This is a genomic window from Paratractidigestivibacter faecalis, assembly GCF_003416765.1.
GTDB lineage: Bacteria > Actinomycetota > Coriobacteriia > Coriobacteriales > Atopobiaceae > Paratractidigestivibacter > Paratractidigestivibacter faecalis.
This window is the reverse complement of record NZ_QSNG01000001.1, coordinates 1,372,472-1,391,616: the sequence shown is the minus strand read 5'-3', so window position 1 is coordinate 1,391,616 and position 19,145 is coordinate 1,372,472. Positions and strand designations below refer to the sequence as shown.

General features: G+C 67.1%; 14 protein-coding genes. 9 read left to right on the top strand and 5 right to left on the bottom strand.

Annotation, left to right across the window (positions count from 1 at the left end; genetic code table 11):
- Positions 1-122 precede the first annotated feature (122 nt).
- Both DXV50_RS06175 and DXV50_RS06170 read right to left on the bottom strand, forming a co-directional pair.
- Positions 123-836 carry an SDR family NAD(P)-dependent oxidoreductase gene (locus tag DXV50_RS06175; RefSeq protein ID WP_117205382.1) on the bottom strand — a complete coding sequence of 238 codons (714 nt, stop codon included), beginning with the start codon at positions 834-836 and terminating at the stop codon, positions 123-125.
- Positions 833-1,591, bottom strand: coding sequence for a VUT family protein (locus DXV50_RS06170; protein WP_117205381.1), 759 nt, complete (start codon positions 1,589-1,591; stop codon positions 833-835). Before DXV50_RS06170 ends, DXV50_RS06175 begins: the two co-directional genes overlap by 4 nt.
- A gap of 225 nt (positions 1,592-1,816) precedes the next feature.
- Between DXV50_RS06170 and DXV50_RS09700 the strand changes: the two genes are divergently transcribed.
- The 3 genes from DXV50_RS09700 to DXV50_RS06155 are packed head-to-tail and all read left to right on the top strand — an operon-like array spanning position 1,817 to position 4,069.
- Positions 1,817-2,371, top strand: coding sequence for a DUF4352 domain-containing protein (locus tag DXV50_RS09700; RefSeq protein WP_198666423.1), 555 nt, complete (start codon positions 1,817-1,819; stop codon positions 2,369-2,371).
- A 41-nt stretch (positions 2,372-2,412) separates the two neighbouring features.
- Positions 2,413-2,847: an XRE family transcriptional regulator gene (locus DXV50_RS06160; protein WP_117205380.1), complete on the top strand. Its 435-nt coding sequence runs from the start codon at positions 2,413-2,415 to the stop codon at positions 2,845-2,847.
- Positions 2,848-2,857: 10 nt separating this feature from the next.
- The gene (locus DXV50_RS06155) at positions 2,858-4,069 is read left to right on the top strand and encodes a serine/threonine protein kinase (protein WP_117205379.1); all 1,212 of its coding nucleotides are present in this window, start codon (positions 2,858-2,860) and stop codon (positions 4,067-4,069) included.
- A 180-nt stretch (positions 4,070-4,249) separates the two neighbouring features.
- Here the strand turns inward: DXV50_RS06155 and DXV50_RS06150 are convergent, their stop codons facing one another.
- On the bottom strand, positions 4,250-5,224 hold the full coding sequence (locus tag DXV50_RS06150; protein ID WP_117205378.1) for a PDDEXK family nuclease: 975 nt from the start codon (positions 5,222-5,224) through the stop codon (positions 4,250-4,252).
- Positions 5,225-5,556: 332 nt separating this feature from the next.
- Positions 5,557-6,561: a helix-turn-helix transcriptional regulator gene (locus DXV50_RS06145; protein WP_198666422.1), complete on the bottom strand. Its 1,005-nt coding sequence runs from the start codon at positions 6,559-6,561 to the stop codon at positions 5,557-5,559.
- Positions 6,562-6,685: 124 nt separating this feature from the next.
- Here DXV50_RS06145 and DXV50_RS06140 point away from each other — a divergent pair, with 124 nt between their 5' ends.
- Together DXV50_RS06140 and DXV50_RS06135 are read left to right on the top strand one after the other, a co-directional pair.
- Positions 6,686-8,536 carry an ABC transporter ATP-binding protein gene (locus tag DXV50_RS06140; protein WP_198666421.1) on the top strand — a complete coding sequence of 617 codons (1,851 nt, stop codon included), beginning with the start codon at positions 6,686-6,688 and terminating at the stop codon, positions 8,534-8,536.
- Positions 8,536-10,293: an ABC transporter ATP-binding protein gene (locus DXV50_RS06135; RefSeq protein ID WP_117205376.1), complete on the top strand. Its 1,758-nt coding sequence runs from the start codon at positions 8,536-8,538 to the stop codon at positions 10,291-10,293. Before DXV50_RS06140 ends, DXV50_RS06135 begins: the two co-directional genes overlap by 1 nt.
- Positions 10,294-10,375: 82 nt before the next feature.
- On the opposite strand, the gene DXV50_RS06130 is transcribed toward DXV50_RS06135, so the two are convergent.
- Positions 10,376-10,924 carry a TetR/AcrR family transcriptional regulator gene (locus DXV50_RS06130; protein WP_117205375.1) on the bottom strand — a complete coding sequence of 183 codons (549 nt, stop codon included), beginning with the start codon at positions 10,922-10,924 and terminating at the stop codon, positions 10,376-10,378.
- A 414-nt stretch (positions 10,925-11,338) separates the two neighbouring features.
- Between DXV50_RS06130 and DXV50_RS06125 the strand changes: the two genes are divergently transcribed.
- The 4 genes from DXV50_RS06125 to DXV50_RS06110 all read left to right on the top strand — a co-directional run bounded on the left by DXV50_RS06125 (position 11,339) and on the right by DXV50_RS06110 (position 19,143).
- Positions 11,339-15,961, top strand: a complete 4,623-nt coding sequence (locus tag DXV50_RS06125) for a DUF4430 domain-containing protein (protein ID WP_147556694.1) — start codon at positions 11,339-11,341, stop codon at positions 15,959-15,961.
- The gene (locus tag DXV50_RS06120) at positions 15,961-16,755 is read left to right on the top strand and encodes a DUF4430 domain-containing protein (protein ID WP_117205373.1); all 795 of its coding nucleotides are present in this window, start codon (positions 15,961-15,963) and stop codon (positions 16,753-16,755) included. The genes DXV50_RS06125 and DXV50_RS06120 overlap by 1 nt, the downstream gene beginning before the upstream one ends.
- Positions 16,756-16,855: 100 nt before the next feature.
- Positions 16,856-17,731: an energy-coupling factor transporter transmembrane component T family protein gene (locus DXV50_RS06115; RefSeq protein ID WP_117205372.1), complete on the top strand. Its 876-nt coding sequence runs from the start codon at positions 16,856-16,858 to the stop codon at positions 17,729-17,731.
- Complete coding sequence (locus DXV50_RS06110) at positions 17,728-19,143, top strand: ABC transporter ATP-binding protein (protein WP_117205371.1); 1,416 nt, start codon at positions 17,728-17,730, stop codon at positions 19,141-19,143. Before DXV50_RS06115 ends, DXV50_RS06110 begins: the two co-directional genes overlap by 4 nt.
- The last annotated feature ends 2 nt before the right edge of the window (positions 19,144-19,145 follow it).

Sequence of the window (19,145 nt, the reverse complement as noted above, 5' to 3'; positions counted from 1 at the left end):
GGTCCCACGCAGTTCCGGATTCTGCCCACCGCTGACGCGCGGGGGTGCGAGCATGATCTCTGAGCAGCGTCGCGTTGTTTTGACGCTTGGCTTTTGCGGGCTCGTCTCCGCGGCCCCTTTGCCTACTCCTCGGGCCAGACGAACTCGCTGCGGCCGGCCTCGCCGCCGTCGATGAGGAGGTTTTGGCCGGTCATGAAGCGGTTGGTGACGGCCACGAAGTAGATCCACTCCGCAATCTCCTCGGGCGTGGCCCAACGGCGCATCGGCGTGAGGCCCATGATGCGCTTCCAGAGCTTGGGGTCGTCCATGACGCACTGGTTGAGCGGGGTGAGCACGCCGCCGGGGTCGATGCTGTTGCACGTCGCCTGCGGGGCAAGCCGACCGGCCACGTTCTTGGTGTATGCGATGACGCCGCCCTTTGAGGCCGCGTACTCGGGAAACTCGCTTCCCGTGTGACCGCTGGCAGAACCCACGTTGACCACGGCGCGCACCTGCGGGGCGGGCTTGGCCAGAAGCGCACCCGCACCGGTGCCCATGTCGCCGGAAGACCTTCTCCCAAAGGCATAGAACTCCGTGACGTTGATGGTGCCGTGAAGATTGACGCCAAGGTCGTCGCCAGAGTCCTGGACCCCCGCGTTGTTGATGATGATTTCTGGCTTGATGCCGCGGGGAAAGTCCTGCGGACAGCGGACATCAACCACGTGGTGCGTGTAGCTGGGGTGGTCCAGCGTTGCGGCCTGGACGTCAAAGCCTGCGACCTCGTGCCCGCGCTCCAGGAAGAGCTCGGCTGTCGCGCGTCCGATGCCTGCGGACGCTCCCGTGACAAGGACCCTCACTGTTGGATCTCCGCGGCCTCGGCGCCTGCGCCGGTCTCTGTCGCGCGTCGCTGCAGGTAGAGTGCGCCCACGTTCTCACGCTCCCATCCGCGGACCACGCGGTAGCCGACGGGGGAGAGAAACACCTCGCAGAGCAGCTCGGCCACGGCGCCGGTGAGCGAGCACGTGAGCACCTGCAGCCACGTCCAGCCAAAGAACGTGTGCGAGACGATGATGGCAAACACCAGGTTGTCCACGAACTGGGCGATGCCGGTCGAGACGTAGGAGCGCAGCGCGAAGGCCCCGAAGGTGTTCTTGTGCTCCAGGCGGCCGATTGCCTGGTTGAGCAGGGAGTTGACCACGGAGGAGACGAGCATGGCGCAGGAGCTGCCAAGGACCACGTACCAGGTGCCGCCGATGGTGGCGTTCAGGGCGTCGTTGACCTCGGCAAGGCCCGTGTCGTAGTAGGCGCCCCACATGCCGGGCGTGAGCGTGAGCAGCCAGAAGACCAGGCTTACGCCCAGGTTGATGCCCAGGGCCATGACCGAGACCATGATGGAGGCGCGGGCGCCAAAGCGCTTGCAGATCATGTCCATGCACAAGAACGAGACCCAGCTCACGGCAAAGCCGCAGTCAAGCGCCAGCCAGGGCAGGCTGATGAGCTCCTTGTTTGCTAGGAGGTTCATCATGATGACGCTCACGATGAACAGAGTGACGGTGGACGCGGGAATGCTCCGCAGAAGGACCTTGTAGTCCTCCCAGACCTTCTTGAACATGCATGGCTCCTTTGGTTTTAACTTGTTACGCGCTGGATATCGGATTAGAACAGCGCGGGCGCCTATCGCCGCAGGACATCATAGCCCAGCCGTCCCGTCGCGTCCGGCGAGAAAGGCGCGAGCCCCGGGGCATTAGCTGGCAGCTAATGAAATCGCCTCCCCAACGTCTCACCATGGGCCCCGACGGCAAAACAGCCGGCAAAGCAGCCAACATTAGGAGGAAAGATGGCTAAGGAAGGCAAGAAGCCCATGGGCAAGATCGTCTTGATTGTCGTGGTGGTTCTCGTCGTCGTGGGGGCACTCGGGTCCATGGGCGGCAACAAGACCACGACGACCGCTCCCGAATCCACTCAGCAGACGGAGCAGTCTGACGCCAAGGATCAGTCTGCGACGGAGCAGAAGACCGAGGAGTCCACCGAGAACCTGGTAATCGGGACCACCGTCAACCTCCCGGACGGCCTCTCCGTCACGGTCGACTCCGTTGAGCCGGGCCTCGCCAACTACGACGGCTCCGCGATGACGGGCATCCACGTGACCTACACCAACAACGGTGACGACGGTGCCAGCTACAACGTCTTTGACTGGAAGGGCGAGGACGCCAACGGCGCCCAGCAGTCCAGCGGCTACTACAGCGATGGTTCGGACGAGCTGAGCTCCGGCACGTTGGCCAAGGGCGGCACCGTCTCTGGCAACGTCTACTTCAAGGGCGACCTGGCGCGCGTGCTCTACTTTGGCAACGTGCTCGAGAAGACCGCGACGGCAAGCTGGGCGCTCTCCTAAGATGTCAGTCGTCCGGTTCTCGTGGGAGGGGAGGTGCGCGTGTGACGCAACCACAGTCGCAGAAGAAGCTGACCGAGGAGCTTCTCGCCGAGCTCTTAGACGCGCCGAGCATAGACGGCTACGTGGCCGGCCACGACTTTCCGGCCACGACGCTGTCGGCCTACCTGCAGCAGCTCCTTGACGAGAAGGGCCTGGCACGCTCCCGCGTGGTGCGCATGGCCGACCTCAACGAGACGTTTGGCTACCAGATCTTCACCGGCGCGCGCAACCCCTCGCGCGACAAGGTGCTCCAGATAGCGTTTGCCATGGCCCTCACGTTGCGCGAGACCAACCGCGCGCTCACGGCGGCCGGGGTGAGCAACCTCAACTGCAAGGACCGCCGGGACGCCATCATCATCTTTTGCATCGACCGCGGGTGCTCACTGCAGAAGGTCAACGAGGAGCTCTACCGCTTTGGCGAGAAAACCGTCTGCTAGCGGCGTTATCATGTGCCTCATGGATGAGCGCAAGACAGATATTGATGCCGACTTTGATGCAGAGCTTGCGAGCTACCTGTCCTCTTGCGAGGGGGCGGGTAGCTATCGCGTTTTGGAGACGCTCAAGTCGTCGGACTTTGAGGTCACGGAGAAGGTCGTCTTCTGCGGACGCGACGGCGGGGAGCTTGGGCCCTTTGTGCGCAAGCGGATCGACGCCGCCTGCGGGTTGGGACACGCCTACGAGCGGCTTATGGCCGCCCAGCGCCAGGGCCTTCGCTGCCCCAACCTGCCGCGCGTCCTTGACTGCTGGAACGACGGCGAGCGCCTCAACGCGCTCATGGAGTGGCTACCTGGCGTGACGCTCGAGGACTGCGTGCGGGAGGAGGGCCCGTCCGAGGAGCTGGCGCGCGAGGTGGCGCCGCAGCTCGTCTGCGCCGTGGGGCTTCTCCACGGGGGACTGGGCGAGGGCGCCCCGGTGATCCACCGAGACCTCAAGCCGTCAAACGTCATGGTGGTGGGCGGCAAGAACGGCCTGCCCAGAAGCTTCGTCCTCATTGACCTGGGGATTGCTCGCACGTGGCGCGAGGGCGCTGAGGCCGACACCACGCGTCTGGGCACCCGCAGCTACGCCCCGCCGGAGCAGTTCGGCTTTGGGCAGACCAGCGTCAGGAGCGACGTCTATGCGCTGGGGGCCGTGCTGTGGTTCTGCCTGACGGGGGAGGACCCAGCGCCCGGCATGGACTCCCGGCAGCTGGCCGAACGGCCTGACGTGCCATCTGACCTGCATCGCGTTGTGGCCAAGGCAATGAGCTTTGACCCGGAGGCGCGCTACGCGAGCGCGGAGGAGCTTGCCCGCGCGGTGGAGGGGCGTGCCGACGGCAGGCGTTTCTCGCCAGCCGGGGCCGTCGGAGTGGAGGTGCCTGCCGCCGCGGGTCGCGCATGGAACGTCGTGCTGGCCCTGGCGGTTGCGGTCCTGGTGGCTGCGAGCTGGGTGAACGTGGCGGAGCCGGCGGGGTCCGGAGCCGCGTGGCCCCTCTGGTTCAGGCTCCTCGCCTTTGGCGCGTGGATGCCGGCGGGCTTTGCCTCGGCGGCCTTCGTGCTGGCCGACCGCCGCCGCCTTCGCCGCCGCGTGGGGCTTCCTCAGGCTCTCGCGCTCTGCGCCGCCGTGTCTTTCGGTGGTCTGTTGGTCCTGGGAATCCTCGGCGCGCTCTTCCTGGCGTAGACGGTGGCGTAGACGGGCCACCGCTTTACCCCGGTGTGTACGTTCTTGCGACTTTGATATTCTGACGCCGAAGATGCGGCAACCCTCTGACCTGCGGCTCTTCTGGCGAGAAGCCCTTCTCGCCGATATATAAAACATACAAGTACGTACATACCGGGGTAAGCCATGCCAGCCGATCCGCTACCAATCCAGCAGGCGCCGCATCAGCTCGCCCCTGCGGCGGACGTCCTCCGGCCTGTCGCTCGGCGGAGGACACCCAAGAGAGCTCGTCATCTGTCCGAAGAGCGCTTCTCGGCTGGTCGGGCTCTTGAGCAGGCCAACCGTGACGGAGTGGACCCTCCAGCCCATAGCCTCGAGCGCCCCCGTCTTGGCGGCGTCGTGGTCCTGCGCGTTAGGCGTCAGGTGCTCCTGCCTGCTGTTGACCTCGCAAATCACGCGCTGCTCGGGCCAGCAGAGGTCGGCCTCGTACCACCCCTGGTCGCAGAGGACGGCCAGCTGGGTCGAGGGGTCAATGCGATGGTTGAGCCGCGGCCGCGCAAATCCGCAGCCGCCGAGCTCCTTGGGCAGGCTGACCATCAGCGCAAACGACGTCTCAAGGGGCGACCTTGACCCGACGAGCGCGAGTCGCGTCGCCCGCTCGGCGCGCTGGACGCAAAGCCTTCCGGGCAGGTGCCTCAGGTATTCCCTGAGGTTGTCCGGCGTGGTGAGCGGCCCGCGGTCAAGAAAGCCGCGCTCTGTCCAGCGCACCCGACCATAGCGGCCGCACATCTCCATGACCACGGCGGCAAGCTCGGGCGGGGGAGTGCTCGTTGCCATCTGGGCAAGCACGAGGCCGGGTGACGCTATGAGCACGTCGTCGGTAAGCTGGAAGAGCGAGCGGTCGGGCAGCGGCCCCCTCCAGACGTGGCTCACGACGGACTTTGATCTGACCCTATCTTGGGGAGAAGAGACGAGCACGTGAGCCGGGGTGTCCACCGAGAGGCACGTTCCAAGGCCGGGCAGCCCGGCATGGCCAATGGCGCGCATGCTCGTCCTGCCCCAATCGAGCCCCGCGCCCGAGATCGGCGAGCCAAGCTCCGCCAGCAGGCCGTCCGCGGCCATCTTCTCCAGCGCCGATATGTCCGTGAGGGTCACCATGCCCCAAGGCTGGCACATGATACTTGCCGCTGGCTTTCCCTCCGCGGACAGCTGGCGTGCGGCACGCTTGCGGCAGAACCGCGAAGTCGCAGCTCAGGCGGTGGTTGCCGCGGGAGGGCTTGGTTGCATATATAGCTCAACCATCTTCAATCAACGCAAGGTCTCCACAGGCGTGATGGGGCTGTGGGCAGCCCCCTGCGGTGCCTTAACCCTGGTATGTACGTACTTGCGGGATTGATGCAAAGGCGAGAAGCACTTCTCGCCAAGAGAACAGCAGGCCAGAGCCTTGCTGCGCTGCTCGCCACAGAACATCAAAACCGCAATAGCGTACATACCAGAGTAAACCCTGCCTACTGCGCCGCCCGCCAGTCGCTGGGGCTCACGCCGTGAGAAGTGCGGAACGCCTGGCAGAAGGCGCCGGCGCTGGGGTAACCAAGTCGGCGGGCCACCTCACCGACCTCGAGGCCGGCGTCCCCCAGAAGCTCCTCGGCCCGCTCGCCGCGCCGCCTGCGCACGTAGGCGCCCACGGCCTCGCCGGTCTCCTGCCGGAAGGTGGCGCAGAGCTTGGAGCGACTCACGTAGAGCCGGGCCGCCAGCTCGTCCACGCCGGGCCGCCGGCCCTCGTCGAGGGCGCGCTCCACCTCGGCCGCGGCCTCCTCGGCCAGGAGCCGCGCCGTCCCGCTGCCCGCCCGCTCGGCCGCCAGCTGCCCCTCTGCCCACGATGCCGCGAGGTCTGCCACCAGGGCCTCCACCACGCCCGTGGCATAGAGCTCGCCGGCGTGCCCGCGGACCCGCGCCGCGGTCAGGCGCCGCAGCGCCCCGCCGATGGCCGTCTGCGCGTCCTCGGCCCAGGGCCTGGCAAACGCCCCGAACAGTCCCCCAAAGCCCCCGGGCCAGCGGCCGTCGAGCTCCTCGAAGTACTCTGGCAGAAACGCGATGCAGCGCGAGTGGTACAGCTGCCCCGCCTTGAGCGGCGAGAACTGCTCCTCGCAGCTGCTCTGGACGAAGGTGCACACGGTGCTCGCCGGCCATGGTCCGCGCAGCGGCCGGACGTTTGCGGGGGAGATGCCCGCCTCCGGCATGCAGTCCACGGCGGCCGAGCTCACCTGGGTCACGCACGCGTACGGCTCGGGCGCACGCTCCATGAGGGACATGTCGTGCCGGGGCACCACGCTGTGCTCCATGACCAGGCAATTGGCGCCCAGCGGCATGACCCAGGCGCTGCCCTCGGCGTCCTTGGTGGCCACCTTGCCGGTGAAGACGGCTCCCTCGCCAACGAGCTCGATGCCAAACTGCTCGAACTGCGGGGCGTAGAGGCCGGTCACGGCCGGCGGCGTCCTGTGCGCGCCTGTCATCTTGAGCTTTCGTCCACGGTGCTTGAGCCTTCGTTCGCAAGCCGCCCGTCGGCGGCGGTCCCAACCTGTACTCATGATAAGTTCACGCTGGCTAACTTATCAACCTCGACCAAAGGGAGGACCAATGGCATCGCAAGACGCCTCATCGGGCGAGAAGCGCCCGCGCTCCGACATCGCCCAACTCCTGGACTTTGCCGGAAGCCGGCGAGGCCTCACGTACCTGGGCTGCGCGCTCTCCGCCGTCTCTCAGCTGCTGGGCTTTGGCCCCTACGTGTGCATCTGGCTCGTCGTCCGCGACCTCATCGCAGTGGCGCCCGACTGGCAGGCGGCCACGGGCATCATGGCATACGGGTGGTGGGCCGTCGGCTTCGCGCTGGCCAGCATCGCCACGTACTTCCTCGCCCTCATGTGCACGCACCTGGCGGCCTTCCGGTGCGCGTCCAACATGCGCAAGGCGACGACCGAGCACCTCATGCGCCTTCCGCTGGGGTACTTCTCGGTGCATCCCTCCGGCGAGCTGCGCCGCGTCATCGACGGCTGCGCCTCCTCGACCGAGACCCTGCTCGCCCACATGCTCCCTGACGTCTCGGGCGCCGTGGCAATGGTCGTGGGCATGCTCGTGATGTTCTTCGTCTTCGACTGGCGCCTGGGCGCGGCCTGCCTGCTTGCCGTGGTGGTCTCCATCGCCTGCCTCATGCGCATGATGAGCGGCGACGGCATGAAGTTCATGAGGCGGTACATGGGCGCCCTCGCGAGGATGAACGCCACGGGCACCGAGTACGTGCGCGGCATCCCCGTGGTCAAGGTCTTCCAGCAGACGGTCTTCTCGTTCAGGGCATTCCACGACGCCATCGTCGAGTACTCGCAGATGGCCATGGACTATGCGGGCACGTTCTGTCGCGCCCCGCAGGTGGCCCAGCTCACGGCCCTGAACGGCCTCGTCGTCTTCCTGCTTCCCGTCGCCATCCTGCTGGCGCCGGGGGAGGGCGACTTCGCGGCGTTTCTCGCCAACTTTGCCTTCTACGCGATCTTCTCGGCCATCGTGCCTACGGCCATGGCAAAGCTGCAGTTTGCGGGCGAGGCCTCCCAGATGAGCGCGGACTCGCTCGCCCGCGTGAAGGGGCTGCTCGAGGCGCCCTCGCTGCCCGTGGCCGCAGAGCCGCGGCACCCCAGCGGCAACGCCGTGGCCTTCCGCGACGTGAGCTTTGCCTACGAGGGCGCCGAGAGGCCCGCGCTCGACCACGTGAGCTTTGACGTTCCCGCCGGGAGCACGCTTGCTCTGGTCGGTCCCTCGGGCGGCGGAAAGTCGACGGCGGCCAGCCTCGTGCCGCGCTTCTGGGACGTTGACGGGGGAAGCGTCACCGTGGGTGGCGTCGACGTGCGCCAGATGGATCCGCACGAGCTCATGGACCAGGTGGCCTTCGTGTTCCAGTCCAACCGGCTGTTCCGCCAGACACTGGCCGACAACGTCCGTGCCGCCCGCCCCGACGCCACCGACGACGAGGTGCTCGCCGCCCTCTCCGCCGCCCAGTGCGACGACATCGTGGCCAAGCTCCCCCAGGGCATCCGTACCATGCTTGGTGCCGGCGGGGCATACCTCTCCGGCGGCGAGGTCCAGCGCGTGGCGCTTGCCCGCGCCATTCTGAAGGACGCCCCCATCGTGGTGCTCGACGAGGCCACGGCCTTTGCCGACCCCGAGAACGAGACCCTCATCCAGCGCGCCCTCACCCGCCTGGCTGCCGGTCGAACGGTCATCATGATCGCCCACCGCCTCTCCACCGTGGTGGGCGCGGACAAGATCGTGGTCCTTGACCGCGGGCGCGTGGCGGAGAGCGGCTCCCACCAGGAGCTGCTTTCTGCCGGCGGACTCTACGCGCGCATGTGGGCCGACTACGAGCGCGCCGCAAGCTGGAAGATCTCGAGCGAGGCCGCCGCTGACGCAGGCGCCGCGGCCCGGGAAGGAGGCGAGGCCTGATGCTTTCCGGCTTTAGGGAGAAGTACCTGCTCTCCGACAACGCCTATGCCGGCATGAGGCGCGGCATCTTCTGGACGACCGCGACCAACCTCGTGACCATGGGCGGCATCGGCTTTCTCTTCTACGCTATGGATGGCTTCGTGGCGCACCTGACCGAGGGCGCGCCGCTGCCTGGCCTGCCCGTCCTGGCGCTTGGCCTCGCCGCCTTTGCCGTGGCTCTCTTCCTCTGCAACTGGCAGCAGTACAACAACACGTACTGCGTCTTCTACCGGGAGAGCGGCCAGCAGCGCATCGGCATCGCCGAGCGCCTGCGGAAGCTCCCCCTCTCGTTCTTTGGCCGCCGCGACCTGGCCGACCTCACCGAGACCATCATGGGGGACGTCCAGACCATGGAGCACGCCTACAGCCACGTGCTGGGCGAGCTCTGGGGCGCCGTCATCTCCACCTCCATCGTCTTTGCGGGATCGCTCCTCTTCTGCTGGCAGCTGAGCCTGGCCGCGTTCTGGAGCATCCCGGTGGCCTTTGCCATGCTCTTCGCGAGCCGAGGCCCGCTCAAGCCCCTCTTTGAGGCCAACCGCGCCCAGAAGGTCAGGGTCACCGAGGCCATCCAGGAGACGCTCGACTGCGTGCGCGAGATTCGCGCCACCAACCAGGAGGGGCGCTACCTCGAGGGCCTCTTCGGGCAGGTCGACCGCTGCGAGAGGGTTTGCGCCAAGGGCGAGCTCACCAACGGCCTGGTGGTGAACGGCGCCTATGCGGTGCTGCGGCTTGGCATCGCCACCACGGTCGCCACGGGTGCCTCCCTCGTCGCTGCGGGGCAGGTCGGCTTCATGACGCTCTTCGCCTTCCTGCTCATGGTCACGCGCATCTACGCGCCCTTCGACCAGGCCCTGGCCCTTCTCTCCGAGCTCTTTGCGGCGCAGACGAGCGCCTCTCGCATGCGTTCCATCATGGATGAGCCACTGGCCACGGGCTCCGCGGACTTCCGCCCGGACGGCCATGACGTGGAGTTTGACCATGTGGCCTTTGGCTACGGCGCCGGCCCGGACGGCCGCGCTGGCGAGAAGGTCCTGGAGGACGTGAGCTTTGTGGCCCGCGAGGGCGAGGTCACGGCCCTGGTGGGTCCCTCGGGCTCCGGCAAGTCCACCTGCGCCCGCCTGGCCGCGCGCTTCTGGGACGCCACCTCGGGCACGGTGCGCGTGGGCGGCGTCGACGTTGCCGGCGTGGACCCCGAGGCGCTTCTCGCCGACTACGCCGTGGTCTTCCAGGACGTGCTGCTGTTTGACGACACGGTGATGGGCAACATCCGCCTGGGCCGCCGAGACGCCACCGACGAGGAGGTCCTGGCTGCCGCGCGTGCCGCCAACTGCGACGAGTTCGTGGGTCGGATGGCGGACGGCTACCAGACCATGATCGGCGAGAACGGCTCCAGGCTCTCTGGCGGCGAGCGCCAGCGCATCTCCATCGCCCGCGCGCTCCTCAAGGACGCGCCCATCGTCCTTTTGGACGAGGCCACGGCGAGCCTGGACGTGGAAAGCGAGACCCAGGTCCAGGAGGCGCTCTCCAGGCTACTGGCCGGGAAGACCGTCATCGTCATAGCGCACCGCATGCGCACGGTCCTCTCCGCCGACAAGATCGTGGTACTGCGCGACGGCCGCGTGGCCGAGCAGGGCTCGCCCGAAGAGCTGCTTGCCGCCGGCGGCGAGTTCGCCCGCATGGTGGGCCTCCAGCGCGAGTCCGCTGGCTGGCGGCTGTAGGGACGCCAGCGGCCCGGCGCTCGGCAGAGGCGTGCAGGCAAAGGCGCCCGGCGAGAAGAGCTTCTCGCCGGGCGCCTCTTTGCTAGGCCTTTACCTGGAGGATGGCCTGCAGGCCCTCGCACATCTGGGTGCGCCAGTCAAAGTCGCCGCGCCTGAGGCACCACATGAACTGCAGGCCCTCGTAGAGGTAGGCGGTCGAGAGGTAGATCTGATGCGGATCGGCCTCGTTGCGGATGACACCCGTGCACTGGCCGGTGGCGATGATGGCCTCCATGCGCTCGGTGATGGCAGGGCGCGTGTCGTAGCTGCCGCGGTTCTCCTGCAGGTTGGAGCAGGCGATGCGGCTCAAAAGGTCGGCGCCGATGCGCTCGCACTCGTCAATGAGCGCCAGGTAGGCGCCCAGGAGCTGGACCACGGGACCCTCGGGGTCGGTGCCGGCCACGTGGGCCTCCACGATCTCCACGATGTCGTCGTAGCAGCGCAGGAGGATGTCGTCCTTGGAGGGAACGTAGTGGTAGAAGGTGGGCTTGGTGATGCCGCAGGCGGCGCAGATGTCCTGAACCTTTACCGCGTCAAAGCCCCTCTTGTGGAACAGCTCCAGGGCCGCGTTCTCGATGGTGGTGCGATCCATTCGTCCTCCCCCGAAGACGTAACAACGTTATGCCAGCTAGCCCGTATGGTACAAAATCGCGATACGAGTTGCCAAACGTCGGAACAGGCGGTGCCCCCCGCCCCGCGAGCGACCCCTCAAATTGGGGACGTGTTCGTTTTTGCGCAAACTGGGGACGGGTTTGGCGGAGGCGCGCGGGGGCCAAGCTGGTAGACTGAACCGTAACTTAATAGCATGAGGGCACGGTTCGAACAGCTGCTACGCCTAGTAGAGAAAAAAGGATTCCGGTTCGACTCCGGATCAGTTGAAAGACTGTGTTCAAAGGATTGCCGTCGGGTTCGTGTGAGCGCGCGCCCTGACGCATCGATGGTGGCCGCGCAAGCCGCCAATCCTGCCCTGCCCTCCCGAGACCCCAGAAGGGTAGGGATGTGGCACATGAGACAAACTAGGCCCCTGCCAACAAGAGTCACCGCAGCGTTTCTTGCCGCGATAACTGCGTTCTCCTGCGTTCCCGTGCAGGCGCTCGCCGAGGCGGAAGACGCTCTTGCCGTCCAGTCGCAGGCAGAGAGCGCCGTTGCCGTCCAATCGAGCGTGACGTTCGATGACGTCACGCTTCAGGACTCCAAGGGCAATGACCTGACCCACGCTGGCCACACCGTCAAGGTGGGCGAGAAGGTCAAGCTGGTCGCAACGTATTGGGACGATGACGAGTGGGATGACGTCGAGCTCTCCTCCTCCGAGTACGCCCAGCTCTCCTATCAGTGGTATGTGGGCACCAAGCAGTCGAGCGCGCCCACGGCCTCCGGCTACGAGCCCATCTCCGGCGCCACCTCTCGCGAGCTCACGCTGACCTCCGACCTCGCCGGCAAGTACGTCGCCTGCAAGGTCACCTATGGCTCAAGCTCCTGGCAGTACAAGTTCACGGAGAGCCTGAAGGCTGCCGTCCAGTCCGACGAGGCCCCGTCGCTCAGCGAGGATGGCCAGACCCTTGCTGCCGCCAAGCAGAAGCTCTCCACCTGGAAGCCCAGCCCCAAGTACGGAACTGACACCAACATCGTCTCCATGCTTCAGGCAAAGCTCGCCGACCTTGGCTATGGCAACGTCAGGGCAAGCCTCAAGTCCGTGAGCTTCTCCGCGACCGACCCCGCCGAGCAGGGCGGCATTGCGGCTGACGGCACCGTCACGTACTTCTTCCTCTCCAACGCCGACAAGACCACCTACTCCGACTACTCCTCGCTGCGCCAGTTCAAGCCCACCTACGTGCTGACCCTGGGCTCCGAGTCCATTGAGTTCACCCCGGAGTTCTCCTCCACGCTGGCCTGGGACGACGCCAAGGTTCAGTCCTACCTCGAGGAGCAGATGGCCTCCGCCGACCTCACCGCCTCGGTGAAGTCCGGCACCGCCGCCTCTGACGTCAAGGAGGAGACGCTTCCCGGCACCATCATGGTGAACGGCAAGAAGGCCGCCACCATCGAATGGACGTCCACCGACTCCTCGGTCGCCAAGGTCACCGAGAGCTACGACGCCAACTACGACACCGTCTACAAGGTGACCTACACCCACGGCAACGCGTCCCAGAACGTCACCCTCAAGGCCACGGTGAGGCTCTTCGTCTCCGGCTACGGCAACGGCCCCTCCTCGTCGCTTGCCAAGAGCTACCCCGTGACCGTGGCGGCAAAGTCCGCCGAGGACATCGCCGCGGAGAAGGCCGAGCTCGACGAGGCCCTCGGGCGCATCGTCCTCAAGGACTTCGTCACCAAGGAGGTCGTCGACGCCGATGCCGTCGAGGCCGACCTCCAGCTGCCGAGGACGAGCCGCTCTGGCATCGACGCCCCCTCCGGCGCCAAGCTCTCCTACAGCTCCAGCAACGACGCCGTGGCCAAGGTCAACGGCTACCGCGTTTTCATCACTCGAGACATCGAGGGCGGAACCAACGAGGCCACCATCACGGCCACGCTCACCAAGGACGGCGTAACGGCCACCCGTGACATCACCATCCGCGTGAAGCCCATCCCCGAGTCCGAGATCGACGAGGCCGTGGCCTTCATGACCCAGGTCAAGGCCGGCTACCAGAACGCGCTTCTCGGCGAGAACGAGTCCGCCGACGCCGTGAGCAAGGACCTCGCCACCTTTGCCGAGGCCGCCCCCACCGCCGACGGCGGCGTGGAGTACCGCAAGGGCAAGGACAGCCAGTACGCCTACGTCGTCGCCGATGACTTGCCCGGCTATGACCCCATGGCGAGCACCAACTGGCGCACGTACCGCTCCAGCGACACGAGCGTCGTCGCCGACGAGACCCTGCGCGTCACGCAGCCTGCCGCCGACACCCTCGTTACCGTCACGAGCAACCTCACCTACGAGAAGTACCGCAGCCTCGCGGAGGCCCACCCCGAGAACGCAAAGCTCCAGAGCCTCGTCGACCAGCAGGTCACGGCCACCTATCGCGTCGTGGGCACTACCGACCACACCGACCCGCAGATCTCCGTGCCCTTCCAGCTCGTGGGCATTGACGCCGACGGCACCGACGAGGTCTGGTCCGACGCCAGCCGCCAGGTTGCCTACGGCTCCACGGCAGACGAGCTCATCGAGTCCGTCCTGACCGAGATGGGCCTCGAGCACACCTCCAGCACCACCGCGTACGGCTACTACCTCAAGGACATCACCTCCGCCGATGGTCGCAAGCTCGGCTACGACCAGGACACGCACAAGTACTGGCAGCTCTTCGTCAACGGCGTTGCCTCCGACGTCACCGCCGACCAGGTTGCCCTCAAGCCCGGCGACTCCGTCGTCCTGTACTACTCCGCCTATGGCGCCAGCATCGACGACATCAACAACGCCAAGGTCAAGGTGTCCGTGTCCTTCGTCGGTCCGGACGCCAACGGCAACAACTCCGTGTGGGCCCAGCAGACCGACGTCAAGCTGACCTCCGGCTCCACGGCGGCCGACCTCACCGAGCAGGCGCTCCAGGCCGCAGGCCTTGCCCACACCTCCAGCGACACCGCGTACGGCTACTACCTCTCCGACATCACCTCCGCCGACGGCCGCAAGCTCGGCTACGACCAGGACACGGGCAAGTACTGGCAGCTCTTCGTCAACGGCAAGTCCTCTGACCTGGGCGCGAGCCAGGTCACGCTCAAGCCTGGCGACAACGTGCAGTGGGTCTACTCCGCATATGGCGAGAACCCCCTGGACTCCGTCATCATCAACCCCCTGGCGCCCCGTCCGGACTGGGACGCCGGCTGGAGCGGCTTTGGCAACGGCGGCTCGACGACGCTCGTGAACGTGCCCACGCCCTCCGACGCCGCCGAGGAGCTCTGGAAGGTCAACCTCAAGACCGACGGCGACCCCTGGGTTGCCCTGGGCGACCCCGTCATCGCCGGTGGCTACGTCTTCCTGACCACCAACACCGACCTCATCAAGATTGACTCCACGGGTGCCGTGGTAGGCCGCGTCAACAAGGGTGGCAGCACCTCGTACTTCTCGCGTCCCGTGTATGCGAACGGCCTCATCGTCTGCGCCAACGACGACGGCTCTCTTGCCGCCTTCTCCGCGGAGACGCTCGAGTGCGTCTGGAAGACCAAGGCGCTCGACGCCCCTGCCGTGGGTGGGCGCTACCAGGCCAACTCCACGATGACCCTGGCCAACGGCTGCGTATACGCGGAGTTCGTCGCGGGCGTGAGCTACAGCGGTACGGCCTCTGCGGGTGCCATGACCTGCGTCGACCTTTCCACCGGCGAGGTCAGGTGGACCAAGCTCACCGTCAAGTCCGGCGGCTCCACGGGCGAGGGCTACTACTGGGCCGGCGCCTGCGCCTCCGGCTCCGACCTCGTCATCGGCGACGAGGGCGGCCGCGTGAACCTGGTGGACGGCGCCACCGGCGAGGTCAAGTCCTCCGTGAGCATTGGTGACAACCCCATCCGAGCCACCGTCGTCAGCGCCGGCACCGAGGGCGGCAAGCAGGTCTTCCTGGCCGTCGGCCGCCAGCCTGCGACGCTGTACAAGATCGTCCGCGACGGCGACGAGCTTGCCATCGAGTCCAGCTGCGCCTTTGCCAACACCTCCACGTCCACGCCGGCCGTGGCGGGCGGCAAGGCCTACATCGGCGGAAACGATGCCTCCTACAACGGTCAGTTCACCGTTATCGACCTCGCAAGCATGACGGTGGAGAAGACCGTTGACATGGGCGCCCGCGCCAACGTGCAAGCGTCCCCCGTGGTCAGCGTCCAGGGTGACGACACCTACGTCTACTTCACCTGCAACAAGAACCCGGGTTCGCTCTACCGCTACAGCCAGTCCACGGGAGAGGTTGCCGAGGTCTACACCCCCAGCGGCTCCGAGGCCAACTACTGCACCGCGAGCGTCGTTGCCGACGCTGCCGGCAACCTTTACTACACCAACGACTCCGGTACCCTCTTTGCGCTCAAGGCGGCCGCCGGCTATCGCGTGAGCTTTGACAGCAATGGCGGCAGCACCGTGCCTTCCGCCACGCCGGTCCAGAACAAGCCCATGGCCCCCGTGGCCGATCCGGTGCGTGCCGGCTACCGCTTCCTCGGCTGGTACACGGCCGATGGTTCCAAGTGGGACTTCTCCACGCCCGTCACTGGCGACATGACGCTCTACGCCAAGTGGGAGAGCACCGCGCCCGTGATTGATCCGTCCACCCCGACCCAGCCGACCAACCCGGGCACGCAGCCTGGCGGCAACGGTGGCCTCGGCGGCGGCACGGACGACAACAACGGCAACGCTCCCAACCAGCCTGGTGCCCCCAAGCCCAGCATTGCCCTCGCCCCTAACGCCAACGATGGGGCCGCTGCTGCAGGCGGCGCCTCCGATGGTGAGAAGGCCGACGGGCGGCAGGCCAAGGATGGCGTCAGCGCCTCCGGGGATGCCAAGCCCGCTGACACTGCCGCCACCACCTCCGCCGACACCGGCGCCGAGGCCGCACGCGAGGCTCAGTCCCAGACGCCCGTCTGGCCCTTCGTGGGCATCGGCCTTGGCTTCGTGGCGATCATTGCCGCGCTTCTCGCCGGCCGCAAGAGGAAGGGGGAGGAGGCCTAGTGGCTCCCTCCGGAAGCACGCGCCCGAATGCCTCCGGTCGCAGTGACGCCCTGCGCGTTCTGCGACCGGTGGTGGCCGTGCTGGCCACCGTGGCCATCGTGTTCTGCGGCTGGTCCGCCTGGGAGTATTCCCAGGGGAATGACCCCCTCGCCTTCCCGGGAGGGGCGCTGCAAACCGTGGAGCAAGACGCGCCTGCGGCATCCATCGAGCTTGATCCCCAGGACCAGAGCGCGACGCAGGCCTCGGAAGAGCCTGACGGGAACCCCGAGGAGTCCCAGCCGGACGATGCCGGTGCGGACGCCGGTTCCGCCTCTGCGGGCGCCGCCGCTCCGTCCTCTTCCGACTCGGCCTCGGCGCCCTCCGGCTCTGCGCCGAGCGCCTCGGCTTCCTCCGGTGGCGCCACTGGCTCCTCCTCGGGCAGCCAGTCCTCACCCGCGCCAGGCGCCCCTTCCTCTGGCTCCGCCGCAAGCCCTTCTCGCCCGGCGCGCATCACGGTGACCATCACCGTCGATGGCTCTAGGGCCGGTGCCGGCAGCTCCTCGGCCACGCTCTCGCTGGAGCCCGGCTCCACCGTCTACGACGCCCTGGCCGCCAGCGGGGTCTCGTACAACGCCAAGAGCACCGGCTATGGCATGTACGTGAGCTCCATCGCCGGCCTTGCCGAGAAGGACCACGGCGGGATGAGCGGCTGGCTCTACTCCGTCAACGGCGTGGTGCCCAACTACGCCTGCTCGAGCTATGAGCTCTCCGATGGCGACTCCGTCTACTGGTGGTATGACAACGTCGAGTACTAGAACGAGTTGAGCCCGTTTTCTGCGCGGGGCGCCTTCCTTCCGGGCGGCGTCCCGCGCCTTCTATAATGGCCACCACGCATTGGGGAGAGGAGGGTCACTCATGACGACGGTCGAGAGACGCGTGGCGTTTGACGCCTGCCACGCGGCAGTCCCGGTGGCGTGCTTTCTGGCCGTGACCTGCCTCACCATGTTCTGCGTCCAGCCAGTGCTGGTGGCGCTCTCGCTTGCGGGGGCCTTGCTCTTCTCGGCGCTCGCCCGTGGCCTGCGTGCCACGGCCTCTGGCCTGAGGTGGCAGCTGCCCATGTTGGCTCTGGTGTGCCTTGCCAACCCGCTGTTCTCGGCCTCGGGCTCCACCCTGCTTCTCTCCGTGGGCCCGGTGCGGGTCTATCTGGAGAGCCTGGCCTATGGCGCCTGCATGGGGGGCCTCATGGTCTCTGCGGTGGTGTGGCTGGAGGACGCGGCTTGCGTGCTCACCCAGGACCGCCTGCTGGCACTGGGCCACGGCCGCGCCGCCTCCGTGAGCCTTCTGGTCTCGATGGCCTCTCAGCTGGCGCCGCAGCTTCTACGGCGCAGCCGCGGCGTGCAGGCGTCGCTTGACGCCTGCACGGCGGCGGGCGCGGCCCCCTCGCCGACGGCTCGTCTCACGCGCGTCACTACCCAGCTCATGGCCTGGTCGCTTGAGGACTCCCTCGAGCGAGCTGACGCCATGAGGGCCCGCGGTTGGGAGTCCGGCTCTCCGCGCACCTGCTATCGTCCGGAGCGCCTGCGTGGGGAGGACATTCTCGCCGTCTGCGGGATTGTGCTGCTCTCTGCGCTCTGCGCCGTGCTGGCCGCCGCTGCCTGCGGGCAGTGGCGCTTCTATCCCGCTATGCCCATGCTGCGTGCGTGGTGGGGCTACGTACCCTATGCCGTCCTCATGCTGCTGCCCAGCGCGGCGGCGCTTGCGGAACGGCTTCGCTGGAGGTCCTTTGAATGAGCGCTTCTGAGTCGGCCACGTGCCCGGCCCTGCAGATGAGCGGCGTTCGCTTTGCCTATCCCGGCGCCGCGGCGCCCGTGCTTGAGCAAGCCGATCTGGACGTGCCCGAGGGCGCGTTTGCCCTTCTCGTTGGCGGAACGGGCGCGGGCAAGTCCACGCTTCTGCGCCTGGCCAAGCCCGAGATTGCTCCCGTTGGCGACCTGAGGGGACAGGTTCGCATCTTTGGTCGCGCGGTGGGGGAGCTCTCGCCCCTGGAGTCCGCTCGACTGGTGGGCTACGTCTTCCAGAGCCCGGACGCTCAGGTGGTCTGCGACACCGTCTGGCACGAGATGGCCTTTGGTATGGAAAACCTCGGCGTGCCTGAGCCCCAGATGCGCCGACGCGTGGCTGAGACCTGCAACTTCTTTGGCATGGAGCCGTGGTTTCGCGCCCACACGGCCGAGCTCTCGGGTGGCCAGCGTCAGCTTCTTGCCCTTGCCTCGACGCTGGCCATGCGTCCTCGACTCCTGCTTCTTGACGAGCCCACCAGCATGCTCGACCCCATTGCCGAGAAGAGCTTTCTCTCGCTGCTCTTTCGTGCCAACCGCGAGCTGGGCGTGACGGTGGTGGTGGCCACGCATGCGCCCGCGCCCATGGTCGAGTACGCCACCTGCGCCTTCGAGGTGGCCGGGGGCGAGGTGCGCCCACGCGACCTTGCGGGCCTCGCCGGTCCGCGCCCGCTCCCTGCAAAGCCCCCGCGCGAGCGCTCAAGCGAGGTCGTGCTTGGCGTCAGCGACGCCTGGCTGCGCTACTCGCGCGACGCTGACTGGGTCCTGCGCGGGCTCGACCTGGAGCTTTGCCGGGGAGAAGTGCGTGCCCTCGTGGGCGGCAATGGAAGCGGCAAGTCCACGCTCCTCTCGCTTGCGGCTGGCGTGGCCAGGCCGCAACGTGGCCGCGTGAGAAACCGCCTGGCCGATGCTCAGGCGCTCCTGCCGCAGTCTCCCAAGGCGGTCCTTGCGTGCGAGACGGTGCACGAGGAGCTGACGGAGTGGTCCTCTGGCGCTGGGTACGGAGAGGCCGAGGTCGCCTCCGCCCTGGAGCGTCTGGGGCTGGTCGACGCAGCCGACCGACATCCCTATGACCTCTCCGGGGGTCAGCAGCAGATGCTTGCCCTGGAGAAGCTCCTGCTCACTCACCCGCTGCTCCTCCTGCTGGACGAGCCCACCAAAGGCCTGGACGACCACGCCCGAGCCTGGGTTGCCTCCGAGGTCTCCCGGGCGGCGCAGGCTGGGGCGACGGTGCTTCTCGCCACGCACGACCTGGGCTTTGCCCGTGCCGTGGCGGATGACGTCTCCTTGCTCTTTGACGGCCAGATCACCTGCACGCAGCCCACGGCGGAGTTCTTCTCCGACTCGTGGGTGTGGCGGGGCTAGGG

Coding starts and splice junctions, on each gene's coding strand:
- DXV50_RS06170 (WP_117205381.1), bottom strand. CDS start 1,591: ATGTTCAAGAAGGTCTGGGAGGACTACAAGGTCCTTCTGCGGAGCATT.
- DXV50_RS09700 (WP_198666423.1), top strand. CDS start 1,817: ATGGCTAAGGAAGGCAAGAAGCCCATGGGCAAGATCGTCTTGATTGTC.
- DXV50_RS06155 (WP_117205379.1), top strand. CDS start 2,858: ATGTGCCTCATGGATGAGCGCAAGACAGATATTGATGCCGACTTTGAT.
- DXV50_RS06150 (WP_117205378.1), bottom strand. CDS start 5,224: ATGTGCCAGCCTTGGGGCATGGTGACCCTCACGGACATATCGGCGCTG.
- DXV50_RS06145 (WP_198666422.1), bottom strand. CDS start 6,561: ATGACAGGCGCGCACAGGACGCCGCCGGCCGTGACCGGCCTCTACGCC.
- DXV50_RS06140 (WP_198666421.1), top strand. CDS start 6,686: ATGGCATCGCAAGACGCCTCATCGGGCGAGAAGCGCCCGCGCTCCGAC.
- DXV50_RS06135 (WP_117205376.1), top strand. CDS start 8,536: ATGCTTTCCGGCTTTAGGGAGAAGTACCTGCTCTCCGACAACGCCTAT.
- DXV50_RS06130 (WP_117205375.1), bottom strand. CDS start 10,924: ATGGATCGCACCACCATCGAGAACGCGGCCCTGGAGCTGTTCCACAAG.
- DXV50_RS06125 (WP_147556694.1), top strand. CDS start 11,339: ATGAGACAAACTAGGCCCCTGCCAACAAGAGTCACCGCAGCGTTTCTT.
- DXV50_RS06115 (WP_117205372.1), top strand. CDS start 16,856: ATGACGACGGTCGAGAGACGCGTGGCGTTTGACGCCTGCCACGCGGCA.
- DXV50_RS06110 (WP_117205371.1), top strand. CDS start 17,728: ATGAGCGCTTCTGAGTCGGCCACGTGCCCGGCCCTGCAGATGAGCGGC.